Annotated in this window: 17 protein-coding genes; 1 reads left to right on the top strand and 16 read right to left on the bottom strand. The window is 66.1% G+C overall.

The genetic code is table 11. The features are described from left to right. Nucleotides 1–18: 18 nt before the first annotated feature. From FG93_RS27420 to FG93_RS27465, 10 genes are all read right to left on the bottom strand, one after another. Complete coding sequence (locus FG93_RS27420) at nucleotides 19–2,715, bottom strand: nitrate reductase (RefSeq protein WP_043241562.1); 2,697 nt, start codon at nucleotides 2,713–2,715, stop codon at nucleotides 19–21. A gap of 2 nt (nucleotides 2,716–2,717) precedes the next feature. Then, nucleotides 2,718–3,932, bottom strand: a complete 1,215-nt coding sequence (locus tag FG93_RS27425) for an NAD(P)/FAD-dependent oxidoreductase (protein WP_052514280.1) — start codon at nucleotides 3,930–3,932, stop codon at nucleotides 2,718–2,720. A 4-nt stretch (nucleotides 3,933–3,936) separates the two neighbouring features. Continuing rightward, entirely contained in the window at nucleotides 3,937–5,256 is a 1,320-nt protein-coding gene (locus tag FG93_RS27430) for a CmpA/NrtA family ABC transporter substrate-binding protein (protein WP_043241092.1), read from the bottom strand. 312 nt (nucleotides 5,257–5,568) lie between these two features. Further along, on the bottom strand, nucleotides 5,569–6,630 hold the full coding sequence (locus FG93_RS27435; protein ID WP_052514281.1) for a CmpA/NrtA family ABC transporter substrate-binding protein: 1,062 nt from the start codon (nucleotides 6,628–6,630) through the stop codon (nucleotides 5,569–5,571). Further along, complete coding sequence (locus FG93_RS27440; RefSeq protein WP_043241095.1) at nucleotides 6,627–7,211, bottom strand: ANTAR domain-containing response regulator; 585 nt, start codon at nucleotides 7,209–7,211, stop codon at nucleotides 6,627–6,629. The genes FG93_RS27435 and FG93_RS27440 overlap by 4 nt, the downstream gene beginning before the upstream one ends. A gap of 38 nt (nucleotides 7,212–7,249) precedes the next feature. Then, a complete protein-coding gene (locus FG93_RS27445) occupies nucleotides 7,250–7,828 on the bottom strand; it encodes a HupE/UreJ family protein (RefSeq protein ID WP_043241099.1) in 579 nt (192 codons plus the stop codon). An 11-nt stretch (nucleotides 7,829–7,839) separates the two neighbouring features. Next, complete coding sequence (ureG, locus tag FG93_RS27450) at nucleotides 7,840–8,472, bottom strand: urease accessory protein UreG (protein ID WP_043241103.1); 633 nt, start codon at nucleotides 8,470–8,472, stop codon at nucleotides 7,840–7,842. Beyond that, nucleotides 8,469–9,146 (bottom strand): urease accessory protein UreF, encoded by a 678-nt coding sequence (locus FG93_RS27455; protein ID WP_043241107.1) that lies wholly within the window; start codon nucleotides 9,144–9,146, stop codon nucleotides 8,469–8,471. The genes ureG and FG93_RS27455 overlap by 4 nt, the downstream gene beginning before the upstream one ends. Before the next feature lie 6 nt (nucleotides 9,147–9,152). Continuing rightward, entirely contained in the window at nucleotides 9,153–9,905 is a 753-nt protein-coding gene (ureE, locus tag FG93_RS27460; protein ID WP_043241110.1) for an urease accessory protein UreE, read from the bottom strand. Nucleotides 9,906–9,931: 26 nt separating this feature from the next. Then, on the bottom strand, nucleotides 9,932–10,240 hold the full coding sequence (locus FG93_RS27465) for a putative quinol monooxygenase (protein WP_043241112.1): 309 nt from the start codon (nucleotides 10,238–10,240) through the stop codon (nucleotides 9,932–9,934). A 335-nt stretch (nucleotides 10,241–10,575) separates the two neighbouring features. On the opposite strand from FG93_RS27465, the gene FG93_RS27470 reads away from it, so the two are divergent. Beyond that, nucleotides 10,576–11,574, top strand: a complete 999-nt coding sequence (locus FG93_RS27470; RefSeq protein WP_052514307.1) for an amino acid ABC transporter substrate-binding protein — start codon at nucleotides 10,576–10,578, stop codon at nucleotides 11,572–11,574. 202 nt (nucleotides 11,575–11,776) lie between these two features. Here FG93_RS27470 and FG93_RS27475 read toward each other — a convergent pair whose 3' ends face one another. The 6 genes from FG93_RS27475 to FG93_RS27500 form a co-directional block, all read right to left on the bottom strand. Then, nucleotides 11,777–12,817, bottom strand: a complete 1,041-nt coding sequence (locus FG93_RS27475; RefSeq protein ID WP_043241117.1) for an ABC transporter substrate-binding protein — start codon at nucleotides 12,815–12,817, stop codon at nucleotides 11,777–11,779. A 133-nt stretch (nucleotides 12,818–12,950) separates the two neighbouring features. After that, the gene (gene ureC / locus FG93_RS27480) at nucleotides 12,951–14,687 is read right to left on the bottom strand and encodes an urease subunit alpha (protein WP_043241120.1); all 1,737 of its coding nucleotides are present in this window, start codon (nucleotides 14,685–14,687) and stop codon (nucleotides 12,951–12,953) included. 160 nt (nucleotides 14,688–14,847) lie between these two features. Beyond that, entirely contained in the window at nucleotides 14,848–15,468 is a 621-nt protein-coding gene (locus FG93_RS27485; protein ID WP_052514282.1) for an urease subunit gamma, read from the bottom strand. Further along, entirely contained in the window at nucleotides 15,465–15,788 is a 324-nt protein-coding gene (locus FG93_RS33085; protein ID WP_043241122.1) for a hypothetical protein, read from the bottom strand. Before FG93_RS33085 ends, FG93_RS27485 begins: the two co-directional genes overlap by 4 nt. A 10-nt stretch (nucleotides 15,789–15,798) precedes the next feature. Next, nucleotides 15,799–16,656 (bottom strand): urease accessory protein UreD, encoded by an 858-nt coding sequence (locus tag FG93_RS27495; RefSeq protein WP_043241124.1) that lies wholly within the window; start codon nucleotides 16,654–16,656, stop codon nucleotides 15,799–15,801. Nucleotides 16,657–16,777: 121 nt separating this feature from the next. Further along, on the bottom strand, nucleotides 16,778–17,677 hold the full coding sequence (locus FG93_RS27500; RefSeq protein ID WP_043241125.1) for a PfkB family carbohydrate kinase: 900 nt from the start codon (nucleotides 17,675–17,677) through the stop codon (nucleotides 16,778–16,780). Nucleotides 17,678–17,681 lie beyond the last annotated feature (4 nt).

The raw sequence follows: 17,681 nt of genomic DNA on the forward strand, positions 1-17,681 counted from the left end.
CTTCCACTGTCGTGACGCTCATGCCGCCGCCTCACGGTTCCGGTTGCCGGCGATGCGCCGGATCTCCGGCAGGCAGGATCCGCAGTTCGTGCCGGCCCGGAGCTCACGGCCGATATCCTCCGAGGTGACGGCGGCGCCGCTCTCGAAGGCTGAGCGAATGGCGTTGAGCCCGACGCCGAAGCAGGCGCAGACGATCGGACCGGGATCGGCCGCTCCGTCGAGCCTGCGCCCGGACAACAAGGCGAGCCGGTTCTCAGGCGCGTGATCGGGATCAGCGAATGCGAGCCTGACCGTGTCCCAGAGCGGCGCGCGATCGGCCGGACCGGTGAAGAGGGCGGCGATGAGCTTGCCATCGCGTGTCGCGGCGCAGCGATAGATGCCGGCCTTGCGGTCGAGCATCTCGACGAGGCCGTCCTCGCCAAAGGTCGCGCGACAATGGACCATCAGGTCTTCAGGCATGGCATCGGTCGCAAACAGCCTGCCCTGCCCGCCCTCGACGGCGACCGAGACCCACCAGCTTCCGGCCGGCAGCGCGACCGGATCACGCGAGAGCATGAAGCCGCGTGCGGCGTAGGTGACCGGTGCGATGCGAGACGGCGTCGCCTTCATTTCGGGCTGGCCGGATTGAGGGTCGCACAGCGGCTGAACGGCCGCACCAATGCGGGCATCGGACGCCGTCTCGGCCGACCAGTGGATCGGCGCGAAGAGCGAGCCTTCCTGGACGCCGGGATCGAGCGCGACCTTGAGGATGACGGCACCGTGGCTGGTCTCGACGCGGGCGAAACCGCCATCGGCAAGGCCGTAACGGGCAGCGTCGGCCGGGTTCAGGCAGACCGAAGGCTCGACGATATGCGCGCTGAGCCTGGGACTGAGACCCGTGCGGGTCATCGTGTGCCAATGGTCGCGGACACGGCCGGTGTTGAGCAGGAGCGGGTACTCCTCGCTGACGGCCGAGGCCAGGGCGGGCGTGGCCAGGGGCTTCAGGCTGGCGCGGCGATCCCTTGTGAAGAAGCCGCCCGCGGTGAAGAGCCGTGCCGTGCCGCCTGGAGATCCCGCCGGAACCGGCCATTGTACAGGCAGGAGCGCGTCATAGGCGCGGCGATCGAGTATGGAATGCGCGCCGATGTCGAAATCGCGGCTGCCTTCGTTCTCGAAGGCCGAGAGCGTGGCATGCTCGGCATAGATCTCGGACGGACCGGAATAGGCGAAGGCTTTCGCGAAGCCGAGGCGCCTGGCGACCTCACAGATGATCCACCAGTCCGGCCTGACCTCTCCCGGCAGCGGCAGAAAGGCGCGCTGGCGCGAGATGCGGCGCTCGGAATTGGTGACGGTGCCGTCCTTCTCGCCCCAGGCCGCGGCGGGGAGAATGAAGCCGGGCTCGGCGCGCAGCGTGTCGTTCGAGAGCACGTTCTCGGAGACGATGAAGAGGTCGAGCGCCTTCATCGCCGCGAGGGCATGATCGGCGCGCGGCAGCGACACGGCCGGATTGGTCGCCATGACCCAGAGCGCCTTGATCCGTTTCTCGGCGACCGCGTCGAGCATCGCGACCGCCTTCAGCCCCTCATGACGGGCCATGTTCGGCGCCTGCCAGAAGCGCCCGACGCGGTCGATTTCCGCCGGCGAATAGCCCATATGAGCGGCCAGCATGTTGGCGAGACCGCCGACCTCGCGCCCGCCCATGGCATTGGGCTGCCCGGTCAACGAGAACGGCCCGCAGCCCGGCCGGCCGATGCGGGCCGTTGCGAGGTGGCAATGCAGGATGGCCGCGACCTTGTCGGTGCCCTGGGCCGACTGGTTGACGCCCTGGCTCCAGGCCGTGACCACGGCGGGCGTGCTCGCCCAGAGTTCATAGAAGGTGGCAATGTCCGCAGGCGCGAGGCCGGTGCGGGCAGCGACGCCCGCGAGATCGGACGCAATCTCGCGCGCGTTCGCCAGGGTCTCGGCGAAGCCCGTCGTGTGGCGGGCGAGATAGGTCGTATCGGTCAGGCCGTGATCGGCGAGATGGACGAGCAGCCCGGCGAAGAGCACGCTGTCCGAGCCCGGCTTCAGGGCCAGGACGAGATCGGAATCCTCGGCAGTCGCGGTGACGCGGGGGTCGATGATCACGACCTTCGCGCCGCGCTCGGCCCGGTTCTGCTGAATGCGGCGGAACAGGACGGGATGGCACCAGGCCGCGTTCGAGCCGACCAGCACGATCAGGTTGGCGCAGTCCAGGTCTTCATAGCACCCCGGCACCGTATCCGAGCCGAAGACGCGGCGCTGGCCAGCCACGGTCGAGGACATGCAGAGCCGCGAATTGGTGTCGACATGCGGCGAACCGATGAAGCCCTTCATCAGCTTGTTGGCGACGTAATAGTCCTCGGTGAGGAGCTGGCCGGAGAGGTAGAAGGCGATCGCGTCGGGGCCGTGCTCGGCCATGATCTCCTTCAGGCCGGCCGCGACCGCAGCAAGTGCGACCTCCCAGGAAACCCGGTCATAACCGCCTGACGCGTTGCGCTGTAGCGGGTGCAGCACGCGGCTGCCCAGCCCCAGCGTCTCGCCGAGCGCGGAGCCCTTGGAGCAGAGCCTGCCGCGGTTCGCCGGATGGTTCGGATCTCCAGCGATCGCTGCACCACCGCTGCCGTCCGGTGTCGCCAGCACGCCGCAACCGACCCCGCAATAGGGGCAGGTGGTGCGGATTGTGCCGGAGGCGGAGAGCGGGGCATCGTGGCGCATGGTCAGGCGGCCTCCCTGACGCAATAGGCCTCGCCAAAGGGCAGATCGGCGCGAATGGCGGAGATATCCTGGCCCGAGCGGATCAAGCCGAGATAGAACAGCGCTCCGCTCGTCTCCCCGACGAGGATGCAGCCGGCAAGCCGGCCTTCGCGCAGGACGAATTTGCGGTAAATTCCGGCGGCGCGGTCACGCAGCACGACGATCTCGTCATTCGCGCCAGTCTCAAAATCGCCAGCCGAGAACACACCGACGCCGCTGACCTTGAGATTGGTCGCGAGCAGCGAGCCGGCATAGCTCGCCTCCTTGCCGGACAGATGCGCCGCCAGCACGCGGGCCTGCTCATAGGCGGGCTCGACCAGCCCATAGACCTGCCCGCGATGCTCGGCACATTCGCCGATGGCGAAGATCGATGCATCGGCGCTCGCCAGACGATCATCGACGAGGATGCCGCGATTGACCGTCAGGCCAGCGGCCTTCGCCAGCTCCGCATTCGGGCGCACGCCAATGGCGATGACGACGAGATCGGCCGGAACGATCGACCCGTCCGCAAGCTCGACGCCCTCGACCTTGTCCTTGCCGACAAAACCCCTGGTCGCAGCATTGAGGCGAACAGTGATGCCGCGCCTGTCCATTTCTCCGGCGAGCAGCGCCGCGCCCTCGGCATCGAGCTGGCGCTCCATCAGGCGATCGACGAGATGCAGCAATGTCACCTTGCCGCCGGCCCGGGACAGGCCATAGGCCGCCTCCAGCCCGAGCAGCCCGCCGCCGATGACGACGATCTTCAGCCCTCGCTCGGCCTGGGCGCGCAAGGCCTCGACATCGGCCGTATCGCGGAAGGTCGCAATACCCGCCAAGTCGATGCCGGGGAATGGCGGCTTCAGCGGGCTCGAGCCCGTCGCGAGCACGAGCCTGGCATAGGGCAGGCGAAGGCCGCCCTCGAGCGTCACCGACTTCGCGGCCCGGTCGATGCTGGTCACCGCACGGCCGTAGAAGGTCGAGACCCCGCGCGCCCGCCACCAGGCAGCGGGCTTGAGCTCGATCTCGGGTGCCTCGATCTCGCCCGCCAGCAGCGACGAAAGCAGGACGCGATTATAGGCGAGCCGCGGCTCGGCACCGATCACGGCGATGGAATAGCGGCCGAGCGCGCGCTGGCTGAGCTCGTCGACCAGCCGCGTCGCTGCCATTCCCTTGCCGACGATGACGAGCGGTTCGGCCATCGCTTCAGGCCACGCGCTTGATTTTGAGCGCCTTGAGGTAGTCGAGCGGCGCGGCCGGGTCGAACTTCGTGCCGTCGAAGAAGGTCTCGACGCCGCGGCTGTCGGCGGTCGGGGCGCCGGCGACGCCGAGCGTCTTCGCCGCCTCGCGCCAGAGATCGGCGCGGTTGGTCTTGTCGACCAGGGCCTTGATATCGATCGTCGGGTCGAACTTGCCCCAGCGGATGTTCTCGGTGACGAACCAGGTGTCGAGGCTCTTCCAGGGATAGGAGGTCGCGCCGCCCTCGCCCCAGAACTTCATGTAGAGATTGGTGCCCTTCACCTCGCGGCCATTGCCGTAGTTGATGTCGCCTTGCAGGCGCTTGTTGAGATCGGCGACCGGGACGTTGAACCATTGCCGGCGGCCGACGATCTCGGAGAGTTCCTGGCGGTTCTCCATCTTCTCGCACCACATCTGGGCTTCCATCACCGCCATCAGGATGGCCTGGGTCGCCTTCGGATTGGCGTCGACCCAGTCGGCTCGCATGCCCAGGATCTTCTCGGGGTGCTTGAACCAGAGCTCGCCGGTGGTGAGCGCGCTGTAGCCGATGTTCTGGTTGACGAGTTGCTCGTTCCACGGTTCGCCGACGCAGAAGCAATCCATGGTGCCGACCTTCATGTTCGCCACCATCTGCGGCGGCGGCACGACGATGACCTTGATGTCGGTGTCCGGATCGATGCCACCGGCAGCCAGCCAGTAGCGGATCCAGAGGTCGTGGGTGCCGCCCGGGAAGGTCATGGCGGCGGTAAGCTCCTTGCCGGCGGCCCTCTTCCGCTCGAACGCCTGTTTCAGCGGCGAGGAATCCTTCTGGACGTTCAGGTCCTTGTATTCGTTGGAGACCGAGATCGCCTGCCCGTCCTCATTGAGGTTGAGCAGCGTGTACATCGGCAGGGGCTGGCTGTTCTGCATCACCTTGCCGGTGGTGTAGAGATGCGTCTTGGGGCGCAGGATATGGCCGCCATCGATGCCGTTCGCCTTGGCGCCGAGCGCCATGTTGTCGCGCGTCGCGCCCCAGGACGCCTGCTTGGCGATCTCCATGTCGGGCACGCCGTGCTTGGCGTAGAAGCCCTTTTCCTTGGCGATGATCAGGGGCGCGGAGTCGGTCAAGGCGATGTAGCCAAGCCGCGTGCCCTTGACTTCGGGGCCCGTCCCCTGCGCCATCGCGCCGGAGGGAAAGGCAAGCTTGATCGCGCTGGCGAGCGCTGCCGCGCCGGTGAGGTTCAGCATCTCGCGGCGGCTGGAGCCGGGTGCAAGCGACAAGGCCCTGGTCTGAATGGTCTTGGTCATCGATCGCCTCTCGCGTGAACGTGGTGAACTGGGCCCGCCATGTGCCGAAAACGAAAACGCCGCGCGAAAGCGCCCTGGCGGGCCTCCTTCGACAGCGGCGTTGCTGTGCGTTCCGGTTCGAACGTGTCGCGGGCAGCATTGGCCGCGACACAACATTCAATACAAATGCCGTGCCAGCCGGCCGATCAGATCCAAGTCCTTGAATTATTTAAATTTGATACAGGAAGAGAGGCCGCACCTGTCGCCTGCCTCTGCCGTTGTGCATCGCACAAATCGAACGCATGTGCACAAAATATGTGCGAGCCTAAAATTTCAGCTGAGCATCAAATCAAAGGCGGCAGGCCTGAAAACCGCCCGCGCCCTCTCGCTCATCCCCAGCTCCGGAACGAGCTGCCCAGCCCGCGCCATGGCGGCGAGCAGCCAGTCGGCATGACCAGGCTCCGGACGGAGCGCCTTCTCGTCGAAACGGATATAGGAGGCAACTGGCCGCACCGGACGCCCACCGCCCTGTGCGATCTCGCCGCGCAGGATCGCCTCGATCAGATCGGCGGGCATGCCCAATCTCTCGGGCGTAGCGAGAAGCTCCGCCAGGCGGGGCCAGTTCGTTTCCGCGCCAGCCCAGCGGCTCGCGTCGACAAGTGCCGCATTCAGCCGCGACACCGCCTCGCCACGGCGTTCGACATCGTCAGCCCGCCAGGCCAGCGCCTTTTCCGGGCAATCGGCCTGCAAATCGACGCCGCAATGCAGGATGGCGCCGACGCCGGCAGCGACGGCCAGCGTGTTCCAGGGCGCACCCGCACAGAAGCCGTCGATACGACCACTGCGCAACGCCTCGACGGTCTGCACCGGCGGCACGACCTCGAAGCGAACATCCTGGCCGAGGCGAACGCCGCCGCGCGCCATCCAGTCGCAGAGAAGATAGGTATGGCTGGAAAATCCGAAGACGGCGGCAAATGTCAGCGGCGGCAGGCCGGAGGCCTTGCGCATCCCGACCAGCTTCGCCAGCGCGCGCGCCGAAACCATGGGATCGGCCAGGTCCCCATCGGCCAAGTCCCCATCGGCCGCCCGCGCCAGCTCCTCGAAGCGGCACGTCGAGACTGTCACCGCATTGCCGTTCAGATTGAGCAGAATCGGGGCCGCCATCGGCGCGGTGACGCCGCCAATGCCGAGCGTCGAGGCGATTGCCGCCGGCGCCAGCATATGGGCGGCATCGAGGAGACGCACATGCAGCCTGTCGCGCAGGTTGGACCAGGACACGTCACGGACGAGTTCGAGGGCAAGTCCCCTGCCTTCCGCGAAGCCGGCATCAGCCGCCGCGACCAGCAGGGCGGCATCGACCAGAGGCAGGAAGCCGACGCGCAGATGCAGGGTCATTTCAGCACCTCGGCCGCCGTGATGATGGAACGGGCAATCTCGACCAGCTTGCGCTTCTCGTTCATCGCTGTGCGGCGCATCAAGGCATAGGCCTCCTCTTCGGCAAGCCCCTTGAGGCGCATGACGATGCCTTTCGCGCGATCGATCTGCTTGCGGTCGTCGAGCTGTGATCGCACATCGTCCAGCTCCTCGCGCAGCTTCCGGAAGGCGTTGAAGCGGCTGATACAAGTCTGGAGGATTGGCTTCAGGCGCTCTTTCTTCAGTCCGTCGACGATATAGGCGGAGACGCCCGCCTCGACGGCCGCCTCGATCGAGGCCGCGTCCGACTGGTCGACGAACATGGTGATCGGCCGCTTCACGTGCTGGCTGACCAGGAACATGTCGGCCAGCGCATCGCGGCTGGGATCCTCGAGATCGATCACGACCACGTCGGGATCGTGCGCCTCGATGGCAGCGACCAACCCATGCGTCGCGTCCATTCGGACGAGGTCGGTAAAGCCGGCCTCGCGCAAGCCCTCGTCGATGATAGCCGCCCGGACCGGGTTGGCGTCGACGATCAGGATTTTCAATGCAGGTGTCATGAGCCACGACGCCTAACGCATTGGAGATAGGCCCGCACTCAGCTCGACAGGATCGCGACGCCTGCCAGGATGAGACCACCGCCGGCGATGCGAGCGAGCTGCGGCATCCGCGCGGCAAGCTGGCTCGCAAGTAGCAAGCCTACTCCATGCAGGGTAGCCGTGGCGATGACGAAGCCGATCGCATAGCCCACGCCGCTGGCGTTCTCCGGCAGCTCGGCACCATGGGCAAAGCCATGGAAGATCGCGAAGACCGCGCAAACGAGCGTGCCGGCGGCGAGCGGCGGCGAGAGGTTGAACGCGATCGCAAGCCCGAGGAGGAGGAGCGACGAGGCAATGCCGACCTCCGCGCCGGGAAGCTGCCCGCCGGACATGGCCCAGAGCCCGGCCAGCGCCATGGCCGAGACGAAGGCGACGGGATAGGCGATGCGCGCCGTGCCACCGACGAGCCCGGCCCAGAGACCGACAGCAATCATCGCCAGAAGATGGTCCAGCCCGGTGAGCGGATGCAGCAGACCATGAACGAAACCACCGACGGAGCCCATTCCGGTATGGGCAAGGGCGGGCGCCGCCATCATCGTCAAGACCGGCACCAGGGCGCCCATCAACCGCGTCAGCATGTTCGCCTCCCTTATCCCCGCGCGTTCGCCTTCAGGCCGCCTGCGGTCTCGATGAAATCCACCACCGCATCGACGCCCTCGCCTTCCCTCGTATTGGTGAAGACGAAGGGCCGCTTGCCCCGCATGGTCCTTGAGTCCCGGTCCATCACAGCAAGATCCGCGCCAACATGAGGAGCGAGATCGGTCTTGTTGATGACGAGCAGGTCCGAGCGGGTGATGCCCGGGCCGCCCTTGCGCGGGATCTTCTCGCCGGCAGCGACGTCGATCACGTAGATCGTCAGATCGGCGAGTTCGGGCGAAAAGGTCGCCGCCAGATTGTCGCCGCCGGACTCGATCAGGATCAGGTCGAGCGCGGGAAACTTGCGGCGCATTTCCTCGACCGCCGCGAGGTTGATCGAACAGTCCTCGCGGATGGCGGTATGCGGGCAGCCGCCGGTCTCGACGCCCATGATGCGCTCCTCGGGCAGAGCCCCCGCGACGGTCAGGAGGCGCGCATCCTCCTTGGTGTAGATGTCATTGGTGATGGCGCAGAGATCATAACGATCGCGCATGCGCTTGCAGAGCACCTCCATCAGGGCTGTCTTGCCGGAACCGACCGGGCCGCCGATGCCGACGCGCAAGGGGCCGTGGGGAGAGAGGATCATGAGCGGAACAGCCTCGAATACTGGGTTTCGTGGCGCAGGGACGCGAGGTCCGAGCGCAGCGCGCAGCCGCCGAGATCAGCGAGCGTCGCGGTTTCCGCGCGCGTGGCAGCCGCATGCAAGGACGGCACCAGCCCGGCCGTGATCCTCTGCCCGTCGGTCTGGCCGACGATGCCGAGCCTGACGGCGGCCGAAACCAGATTGGCGATGAAGGCGAGCCCATAGGCTTCCAGCGCCGGGCGCAGCGGCACGTCATGACCGCTGGCGGCAGACGCCACCGCGATGGGATAGGCGACGTCGCCCTGCCAGGCAGCGCGGAGCCGATCCAATGCCGCGCAGGGCCAGGCGGCGCGAACGGCCGCGATAAACGCATTGCCTTGCGTCACCGTTTCCAGCCGCCGCTCCGCGGAGTTCGCGAGCGCCAGGGCCAGTTCGGCCGCCTCACTCAGCGCCGCATCGTCGCCAACCCCGAGCGCGTTGTAGGCGCTCGTGAACAGGACAAGGTCGTTATGGAGCGGGCCGTGGCCGACGAGTGCGTCGAGCCAATCCCGGAGCGTGTCGGCATCGGTGAGGTCGCCGGCCTCGAAGGCCCATTCCAGCCCATGCGAATAGGCAAAGGCGCCGACCGGAAAGGACGGCGAAAGCCAGACCATCAACGGCAGATGGGCGTGCGACATCAGCCCTCAATGGTCGTGCTTGTGACCCTTGTGCGCGTGCTCGGCGCCGTGATGGTGGCCGTGGTCAGGCTTGTGATCATGATCGCCATGGCTGTGATCGTGACCACAGCCGCAATCCGCGCCATGGGCGTGGGCGTGGTTCGCGTGATCATCGCGCTTGTTCTCTTGGTGGTCATGCCCATGGCCATGGTGGTCGTGAGCATGATCATGGCCGGCGTGAGCGTGCCCCTTGTCGTGATGAGCGTGGCCATGATCGTGCCCGCAGCCGCAGGATGCGTCATGCGCGTGATCATGATCATGACCGTGTGCATGGTCGTGGTCGTGACCGTGATCATAGGCGCCGCGCTCGGGCTGGAACGGACGTTCGACCACGCTCATGGCGCAGCCCTGGCCGCGAACCATCTCGGCGAGGACATGGTCGTTCTCGATATAGATCGCGTCTGCCGTGATCTCCGCCGGCGTGTGCCGGTTGCCGATATGCCAGGCGACACGCATCAGCCGCAGCGGGTTCTCGGCCCGCACTTCGAGCAGGCTCTGCGCAGCGGCCTTGATCAGGACGAGGCCGCCATCCTCGAGCTTCACCGCATCGCCATCGTTCAGGACCGTCGGCTTGTCGAGATCGAGCAGGATCTCGCGGCCGCCATCGCCTTTCAGGGCGATGCGGCGGCGATTGCGGTCCTCATGGTCGAGCGTCAGGGTCTCAACGACCTTGTCCTGCTTGACCGCGGCCTTGCGGACGACGGAGGTGGCGCGCAGCATGATAGTACCCGTGACAACGAAATGGATCAGAGGCGATCGACCGATCGCGGCTCGACCACTTCGATCACCGGAGGCGCCGTGACGCAAGCCCCCGCGATCTCGAGGAATGCCTGAGGATGCGGCTGCGGCAGGTGGCGGTCGACATGCTCGCGCTGCTCCCAGCGCTCCACGGACACGAAATACCCGGGCTCCGTGATGCTTTCATGCATGTCATAGGCGAGGCAGCCATGCTCGCGACGCGTCGCGGCGATACAGTCCCGCGCCGCAGCGATGAAGGCTGAGTGGGTTTCGGGGCGGATGCGCGCCCGCGCGATGACGATAACCGGATCGGACATTCCGCGTTCTCCTCTTCTGTGCCTGACCAACGCCCCGCCCACGGGGGATACGTGTGCTCCGGGCGGCCGGATGCAGTTGCCGCCGCGCCCTCGAGCTTCGCAAGCGGGCGATGCGAGCCGGCCAAGTCCTGGCCCGGCGAGAGAAGGCACTTGCGATCCGAGGCCGGTCCGCCTCCGCGGAGAATGAATTCTCTCCTCATCCGGCGCTACTCAAGCTAGCCGGCAAATAAAAATGGCCAGATTTGAGCTGCCGTGCCATCAAAAAGCGTATCACGAACGCTGGGGGAACTGCGTTGATCCAAATCTCGAAAACCGTGCGGCGCGCGGCCGCCGTACTGGGTGGCATTGGCCTTGGCCTCGCGCTCACGAGCACCGCCTCGTCCCAGACCACGCTGGAGCGCATCAAGCAACGCGGGCAGTTGATCTGCGGCGCGAGCCATGGCGTCGCCGGCTTCTCGCTGCCGGATGCCAAGGGCGAATGGCGCGGCTTCGACACCGATATCTGCCGGGCGCTCTCGGCGGCGATCTTCAACGATCAGGAGAAGTCGAAATACATCTCGCTCGCGTCCAAGGACCGGCTGACCGCGTTGCAGAGCGGCGAGATCGACGTACTCTCACGCACCACCACCTGGACCCTCGGCCGCGACACCGGCTTCGGGCTGAACTTCACCGCGATCAACTATTTCGACGGCCAGGGCTTCCTCGTCCGCAAGAGCCTCAATCTCAAGGACCTCAAGGCGCTGAACGGAGCCTCGATCTGCGTGGCACAGGGCACGACCACCGAGCTGAACCTCGCAGATTATTTTCGCACCCACGGCATGAAATACGAGGTCATCGCCTTCGCCGGGCTCGATGAGACGATCCAGGCCTATGAGGCCGGACGCTGCGACGCCTACACGACCGACCTGTCGCAACTCGCCGCCAACCGGCTCAAGCTCAAGGTGCCCGAAGACCATGTGCTGATGAGCGAAGTGATCTCGAAGGAGCCGCTCGGCCCCTGGGTCCGGCAGGGCGACGATGCCTGGTTCGATATCGTGCGCTGGACCGTCTACGCGCTGCTCAACGCCGAGGAGTACGGCGTGACGCAAGCCAATGTCGACGAGATGGTGAAATCGACCAACCCCGAGATCCGTCGCCTGCTCGGCTCCGAGGGCAAGTTCGGAGAGAGCCTCGGCCTGACCAATGATTGGGTCGTGCGCATGGTCAAGGCTGTCGGCAATTACGGCGAGAGCTTCGACCGGCATCTCGGTGCGAAATCGCAGCTCAACCTGCCGCGCGGGCCGAACCGTCTCTGGACGCAGGGTGGCCTGCATTACGCACCGCCAGTGCGGTAGCGCCCCGGAGCCCGTGCGGGCTCAGGCCAGGGAGATGATCCGGGGCAAGGATCGCTCGACTGGCCTCGCCCGGCTATCGCGGAAGCGCGAGCGTGGCTTCCTCGACTGAGGCCATCACGACCCGCTGCTGCAGAACGGCACAGGTGTCTGGATCTCCGAAGGGGATGCGCTACTCAGGCAAGGGGCCCGATATCGGCCCCTTTTATCGCGGCAGCGCCTTCACCTCGGTATCGAATTTCTTCAGCAGGCGCGAACGCTCGGCCGGGCTGCCCCAGCGCGGCGTATCGTAGTCGATCAGCTTGATCTCCGAGAATTTTGGCGCGTCGGGAGACAGTTCGGCGTTCCTGTTCGACGGGATCGAGTTGATCTTGAGCTTGGCGTTGATGTTCTGTGCCTCGGGCGAGAGCGTGAAATCGATGAAACGGCGCGCCGCCTCAGCATTCCTGCCGCCCTTGATCATCGAGACCGAGCCGGTCTCGTAGCCCGTGCCTTCGCAGGGCGCGACGGTGTTGATCGGCGCACCCTGCAACTTCTGCGTCAGCATGTCGTGGATGAAGGCGATGCCGATCGCCGTCTCCCCCAACGCCGTCGCCTTGACCGGCGCGATGCCGGACTTGGTGTACTGGTTGATGTTCTTGTGCAGGGCCTTCAGGTAGTCGAAGCCCTTCTCCTCGCCGAGGCGCTGCACGGTGGTCGCGAGGAAGACGTAAGCCGTGCCGGACGAACTCGGATCGGCAATCTGGACCTCGTCGCGATAGGCCGGATCGAGCAGGTCCGCCCAGCATTTCGGCTCGGGCAAGCCCTTCTTCTTCAGCATCTCGGTGTTGAAGCCGACGCCAAGCGCGCCGAGATAAATTCCCGAGGTGCGGAATTTCGACTGCTCGGCATGGCGCTGCGCCCAGTCATGCAGCTCCGCAAGCTTCGGCGAACGATACTCATCGAGCAGCCCCTCCTCCGCGGCCTGCAGATGCGGCTCTCCGGGGCCGCCCCACCAGACATCGCCACGCGGATTGGAGGCTTCCGCCTTGACCTGCGCATAAACCTCGCCGGTGCTCTTGCGCACCATCGAAACCTTGATGCCGGTGGCGCGCTCGAACATCGTCGCGCCCTCGCGGCACTGCTCTTCAAGGATCGAGCAATAGACCGTGACCTGCCCCTGTGCCGCGGCGGGCTGAGAGGAGGCCAGAAGCGCAGCACTGGCGAGCCAGAACGACGCCTGGCGAGCATAGCGGAAACAGGACACGGGCTCTCTCCCTGGCAAACGTGTTTGCCTGACAAATTGATTTGCCGACGAAGAAAGAGCGCGCGAGCGGGCTAGTCAATACCGAGGCGGCGCCGCCCCATGCGGTCCACAGCGCAAGGCGTGATCCAACCGTTCAGAACAGGAAATAGCGCTGCGCCAGCGGCAGTTCCCTGGCAGGTTCGCAGACCAGCAACTCGCCATCCGCCACCACCGCATAGGTTTCCGGATCGATCCGGATGTCGGGTGTCGCGTCGTTATGGATCATGCTCTTCTTGGAGATGCCGCCGCGCGTGTTCTCGACTGCGACCATCTCCTTGTCCGTACCGAGGCGGGACTTGAGGCCGTTCGCCATCGCGGCCTGCGAGACGAAGACCAGCGATGTCGAGGTCACGGCCTTGCCGAAGGCGCCGAACATCGGGCGGTAATGCACCGGCTGCGGCGTCGGAATCGAAGCGTTCGGATCGCCCATGGGCGCCGCCGCGATCATGCCGCCCTTGATGACGAGATCGGGCTTGGCGCCGAAGAAGGCCGGCGACCAGAGCACCAGATCGGCGAGCTTGCCGATCTCGATCGAGCCGATATGGCGCGAGATACCATGTGCGATCGCCGGATTGATCGTGTATTTCGCGACATAGCGCTTCGCGCGGAAATTATCGGCACCGGTGCCGGCGTCCTGCGGCAGCGGACCACGCTGCACCTTCATCTTGTGCGCGGTCTGCCAGGTCCGGGTCACGACCTCGCCAATGCGGCCCATGGCCTGGCTATCCGAGGACATCATCGAGAGCGCGCCGAGATCGTGCAGGATGTCCTCGGCGGCGATCGTCTCCTTGCGGATGCGGCTTTCGGCGAAGGCGAGATCCTCAGGGATAGAGGGCGAGAGGTGATGGCAGACCATGAGCATGTCGAGATGCTCGTCGAGCGTGTTGACCGTGAAGGGCCGCGTCGGGTTGGTCGAGGAAGGCAGCACATTGGGCAGGCCCGCCACCTTCATGATGTCGGGCGCATGACCGCCGCCAGCCCCCTCGGTGTGGAAGGCGTGGATGGTGCGGCCCTTGAAGGCCGCGATCGTGTCCTCGACGAAACCGCTTTCGTTCAGCGTGTCGGTGTGGATCATCACCTGGATGTCGTAGTCGTCGGCGACGGAGAGACAGTTGTCGATCGCGGCCGGTGTCGTCCCCCAGTCTTCATGCAGTTTCAGCGCACAGGCGCCGGCCTCGATCATCTCGGTCAACGCGCCCGGCAGCGCAGCATTGCCCTTGCCGGCAAAGGCGAGGTTCATCGGGAAGGCGTCGGCCGCCCTGATCATCTGACCAAGGTGCCAGGGTCCGGGCGTGCAGGTCGTCGCGAGCGTGCCATGGGCCGGGCCGGTGCCGCCGCCCAACATCGTGGTGAGGCCGCTCATGAGCGCGTCCTCGATCTGCTGCGGACAGATATAATGGATATGGCTGTCGAAGCCGCCGGCGGTGATGATCTTGCCTTCGCCGGCGATGACCTCGGTACCCGGGCCGACGATGATGGTCTCGGACGGATCGAAATTCCCAAACCCGTCCTGGATATCCGGATTCCCGGCCTTGCCGATGGCGCAGATGCGCCCGGCCCGGATACCGATATCGGCTTTGACGATGCCCCAGTGGTCGAGGATCAGCGCGTTGGTGATGACGGTGTCGACCGCGCCACCGGCATTGCTGACCTGGCTCTGGCCCATGCCGTCACGGATGACCTTGCCGCCGCCGAATTTCACCTCTTCGCCATAGGTGGTGAAATCCTTCTCGACCTTGATGACGAGCTCGGTATCGCCGAGGCGCACGGTGTCGCCGGTCGTGGGGCCGAACATGGCGGCATAGGCATTGCGCGGAAAGGGAAATGGCATCTCGAAGTCCCTGGTCGGTTCTTCGACGTGTTAGCAATTCTCAGGCCGACGCATCCGGCTCGGACTTGACCAGCTCAACCGCAGCGCGTCGCCTCGTCTTGGCCTTCGCGCCGACGGGCTTGGTCATCGGCACTCTCGCTGCGCACCGTCATCGATATCGCTAGAGCTTACCCATGACCTCCTGCCGGAAGCCATAGACCTCGCGTTTGCCGCCGAGTGCGACGAGCCTGACCTCGCGGGTCTGTCCGGGCTCGAAGCGTACCGCGGTGCCTGCCGGAATATCGAGCCGAAAGCCCCTCGCCTTCTCGCGTTCGAAGGAGAGCGCCGGATTCGCCTCGAAGAAATGGTAGTGGGAGCCGATCTGGATCGGCCGGTCACCGGTATTGGCGACGGCGAGCGTCAGGCTCTCGCGACCTTCATTGAGAATGAGGTCGCCGGGCAGCGTCGTCACTTCGCCGGGCTTCAGGCGCCCAGCCGAGCCGCGGATCGGCTCATGCACGGTGACGAGCTTGGTCCCGTCGGGAAACGTCGCCTCGACCTGCACGTCATGGATCAGCTCGGCGATGCCGTCCATGACCTGGTCGGCCGAGATCACATGGGCGCCGGCCTCCATCAGCTCGGCGACAGAGCGACCGTCGCGCGCACCCTCGACGACGAAATCGGTGATGAGCGCAACGGCCTCCGGATGGTTGAGCTTGACGCCGCGCTCCAGCCTTCGCCGCGCCACCATGGCAGCCATGGCGACGAGCAGCTTGTCCTTTTCGCGCGGCGTCAGGTTCATGCCTTTTCCTTCTCGTCTTCCTCGTCCTCTTCGGACTCGTCTTCCGAGGTTTCGACCTCTTCGTCGTCCTCGTCTTCCGCCTCGTCCTCATCGCGGTCGAGATCGGCGTATTCATAGGCGAAGACGATCTCGCTGGTGGCGGGATCGAAGCTGCTCGTGGTGGATTCCTCGAAGGCCTCGATCAGCATCTCGGCATCATCGGGCCCGTCGACGTCGAAGCGACGCGTGACGGTTTCCCCCTCGCCGGCAAGGGCGAGCTCGACCGCCCAGCCCCGCGAGCCGGTGTCATAGATGCATTTCAGGCCTTGGATCGCCAGCATGGTGCTCTCCTCACGTGGACCATGTGCGCGGCAGCGCACGCCCCGTGACATGCCGAAGCAGCATGACGAGGGCGCGACGGAGCGCCTGGGCATCGCGGGAGAGAAGGCGAATGACGAGCAGGCCGGAGGCGAGCCCGGCCCCGGCCTCGACGGTGGCACAGGCGGGATCCTCGACAAGCAGCGCACGGAGTTCGTCGAGCCCGGCGAGATGCTCCGGGCCGGCTGCGACCACGGTCGCGACGGCCCGCGCGCCGGCGGCGATGGCAGGCCGCTCCAGCGTGGCCGCGACCTCACCGTCAAGGCGAAGTTCGTCGGCGAAAACCAGGTGGCCGTCCCGGCGGATGCGCCAGCGGTCGCGAACGGCACCGCGCTGCATCGTCTCGCCCATGGCGATGCGGCCGAAGACAATCGATTCACAGGCGACGAGCCGTGCGTCGGTGGCGAGATCGATCGTCAGATTCCGGGCGAGACGAGCGCCCGAGAACAGGATGCTCTCCTGTGGCAGCCAGGCAAGGCTCGCCCCAGCGGCGACCGAGAGCCTGGTCTCGATCCGCGTGTCATCGCCCTGGCTGCGGTAGATCTTCTCGGCCGCCTGCGTGGTGATAACCGTCTCGGCCTGCGTCTCGATGACGGCATCGACCCGCATCGCGTCGCCACCGGCCATGCCGCCGCCGGTATTGATCAGCACGGCCTCGCAGGTCGAAGAGAAGGTGTCGGGGAAGCGGGCGCGGTAGCCGCCGGACTCGGCGAGTTCGAGCCGGCGCGTGACCTCGCCAACCCTGGCGAAACGCAAACGCACGCCGCCATGCGCCCGAACATAGGCTGGCAACAGCGGATCGGCGGAGGCCGGAAGCGGCGGCACGAACATCGAAGGCCCTGGCGCGGATGAACCTGAGCCATTCTCCGCCTGCTGCCTGGACGGGCAAGAGGTGACGCCCTCAGCACTGCCCAAATTTCAGGCAAGCACTGCCTCTTCCACGCGCGCTCTGTCAGCCGGGACCTGTCTCGATCAGGAAGCGCATGACCTCGCCGCGCGCCGGTGCGCCGGCACGACCACCGAAGCGCGTACATTTGATCGCAGCTGCGGCCGAGGCGAAGCGGATGGCGCTGCGCTCGTCCTGTTCCTCGGCCAGCGCCAGCGCGAAGGCTCCGTGCCAGACATCCCCTGCGCCAAGCGTATCGACCGTCTCGACCGCGAAGGCCGGCACATGCGCGACTTCGCCGTTTTCGATGAAGAGCACCCCCTCCTTGCCGAGCGTGACGGCAAGCCAGGTCGCGGCGCCTTGCGCGATCCTGGCGAGGCCAAGGCGCGGATCCTCCTCCCCCGAGACCTCACGCAGGGCCTGGGCGCTGAAGGCGACATGGCTTGCGGTCGCGACGAGATCGGGATGCGGCGGCCTGCGGTCACCATCGAGCAGGCCTGGAATACCGGCCTGGCGCGCAAGTTTCAGCGCCGCGAGCGCTCCCTCGCCCCAGCGCGTGTCGGCGAGCACGGCCTTCGCTCCATCCGGCAGGGTCTTCGGGAGCCAGTCGGCACTCTCCGGCATCGTCGGATCGGAATAGGAGACGACCATGCGTTCGCCAGCGGCATCGACGAGGATCGCAGAGACTGGGGAACGCAGCCCCTTGGCGCGAAGCGCATACCGGGTATCGACCCCCTCGCCTGCGAGCTCTGCCACGATCTCGTCGCCAACGAGGTCGTCCGCGAGCCGGGTCGCCAGCCAGGATCGACCGCCCAGCCGCGCGATCGCGACCGAGGCATTGCCGGCGCAGCCGCCACCGACCACGGCAAGATCACGTGAGCGGTATTTTTCGCCACGCGTCGGCATGGTCTCGACGCTGTAGACATAGTCGAGGGTAGCGATGCCGAGACTGAAGACGCCTGCCATGGAT

It is taken from the genome of Allobosea sp. LC85 (assembly GCF_000735605.1).
Classification (GTDB): Bacteria; Pseudomonadota; Alphaproteobacteria; order Rhizobiales; family Beijerinckiaceae; genus Allobosea.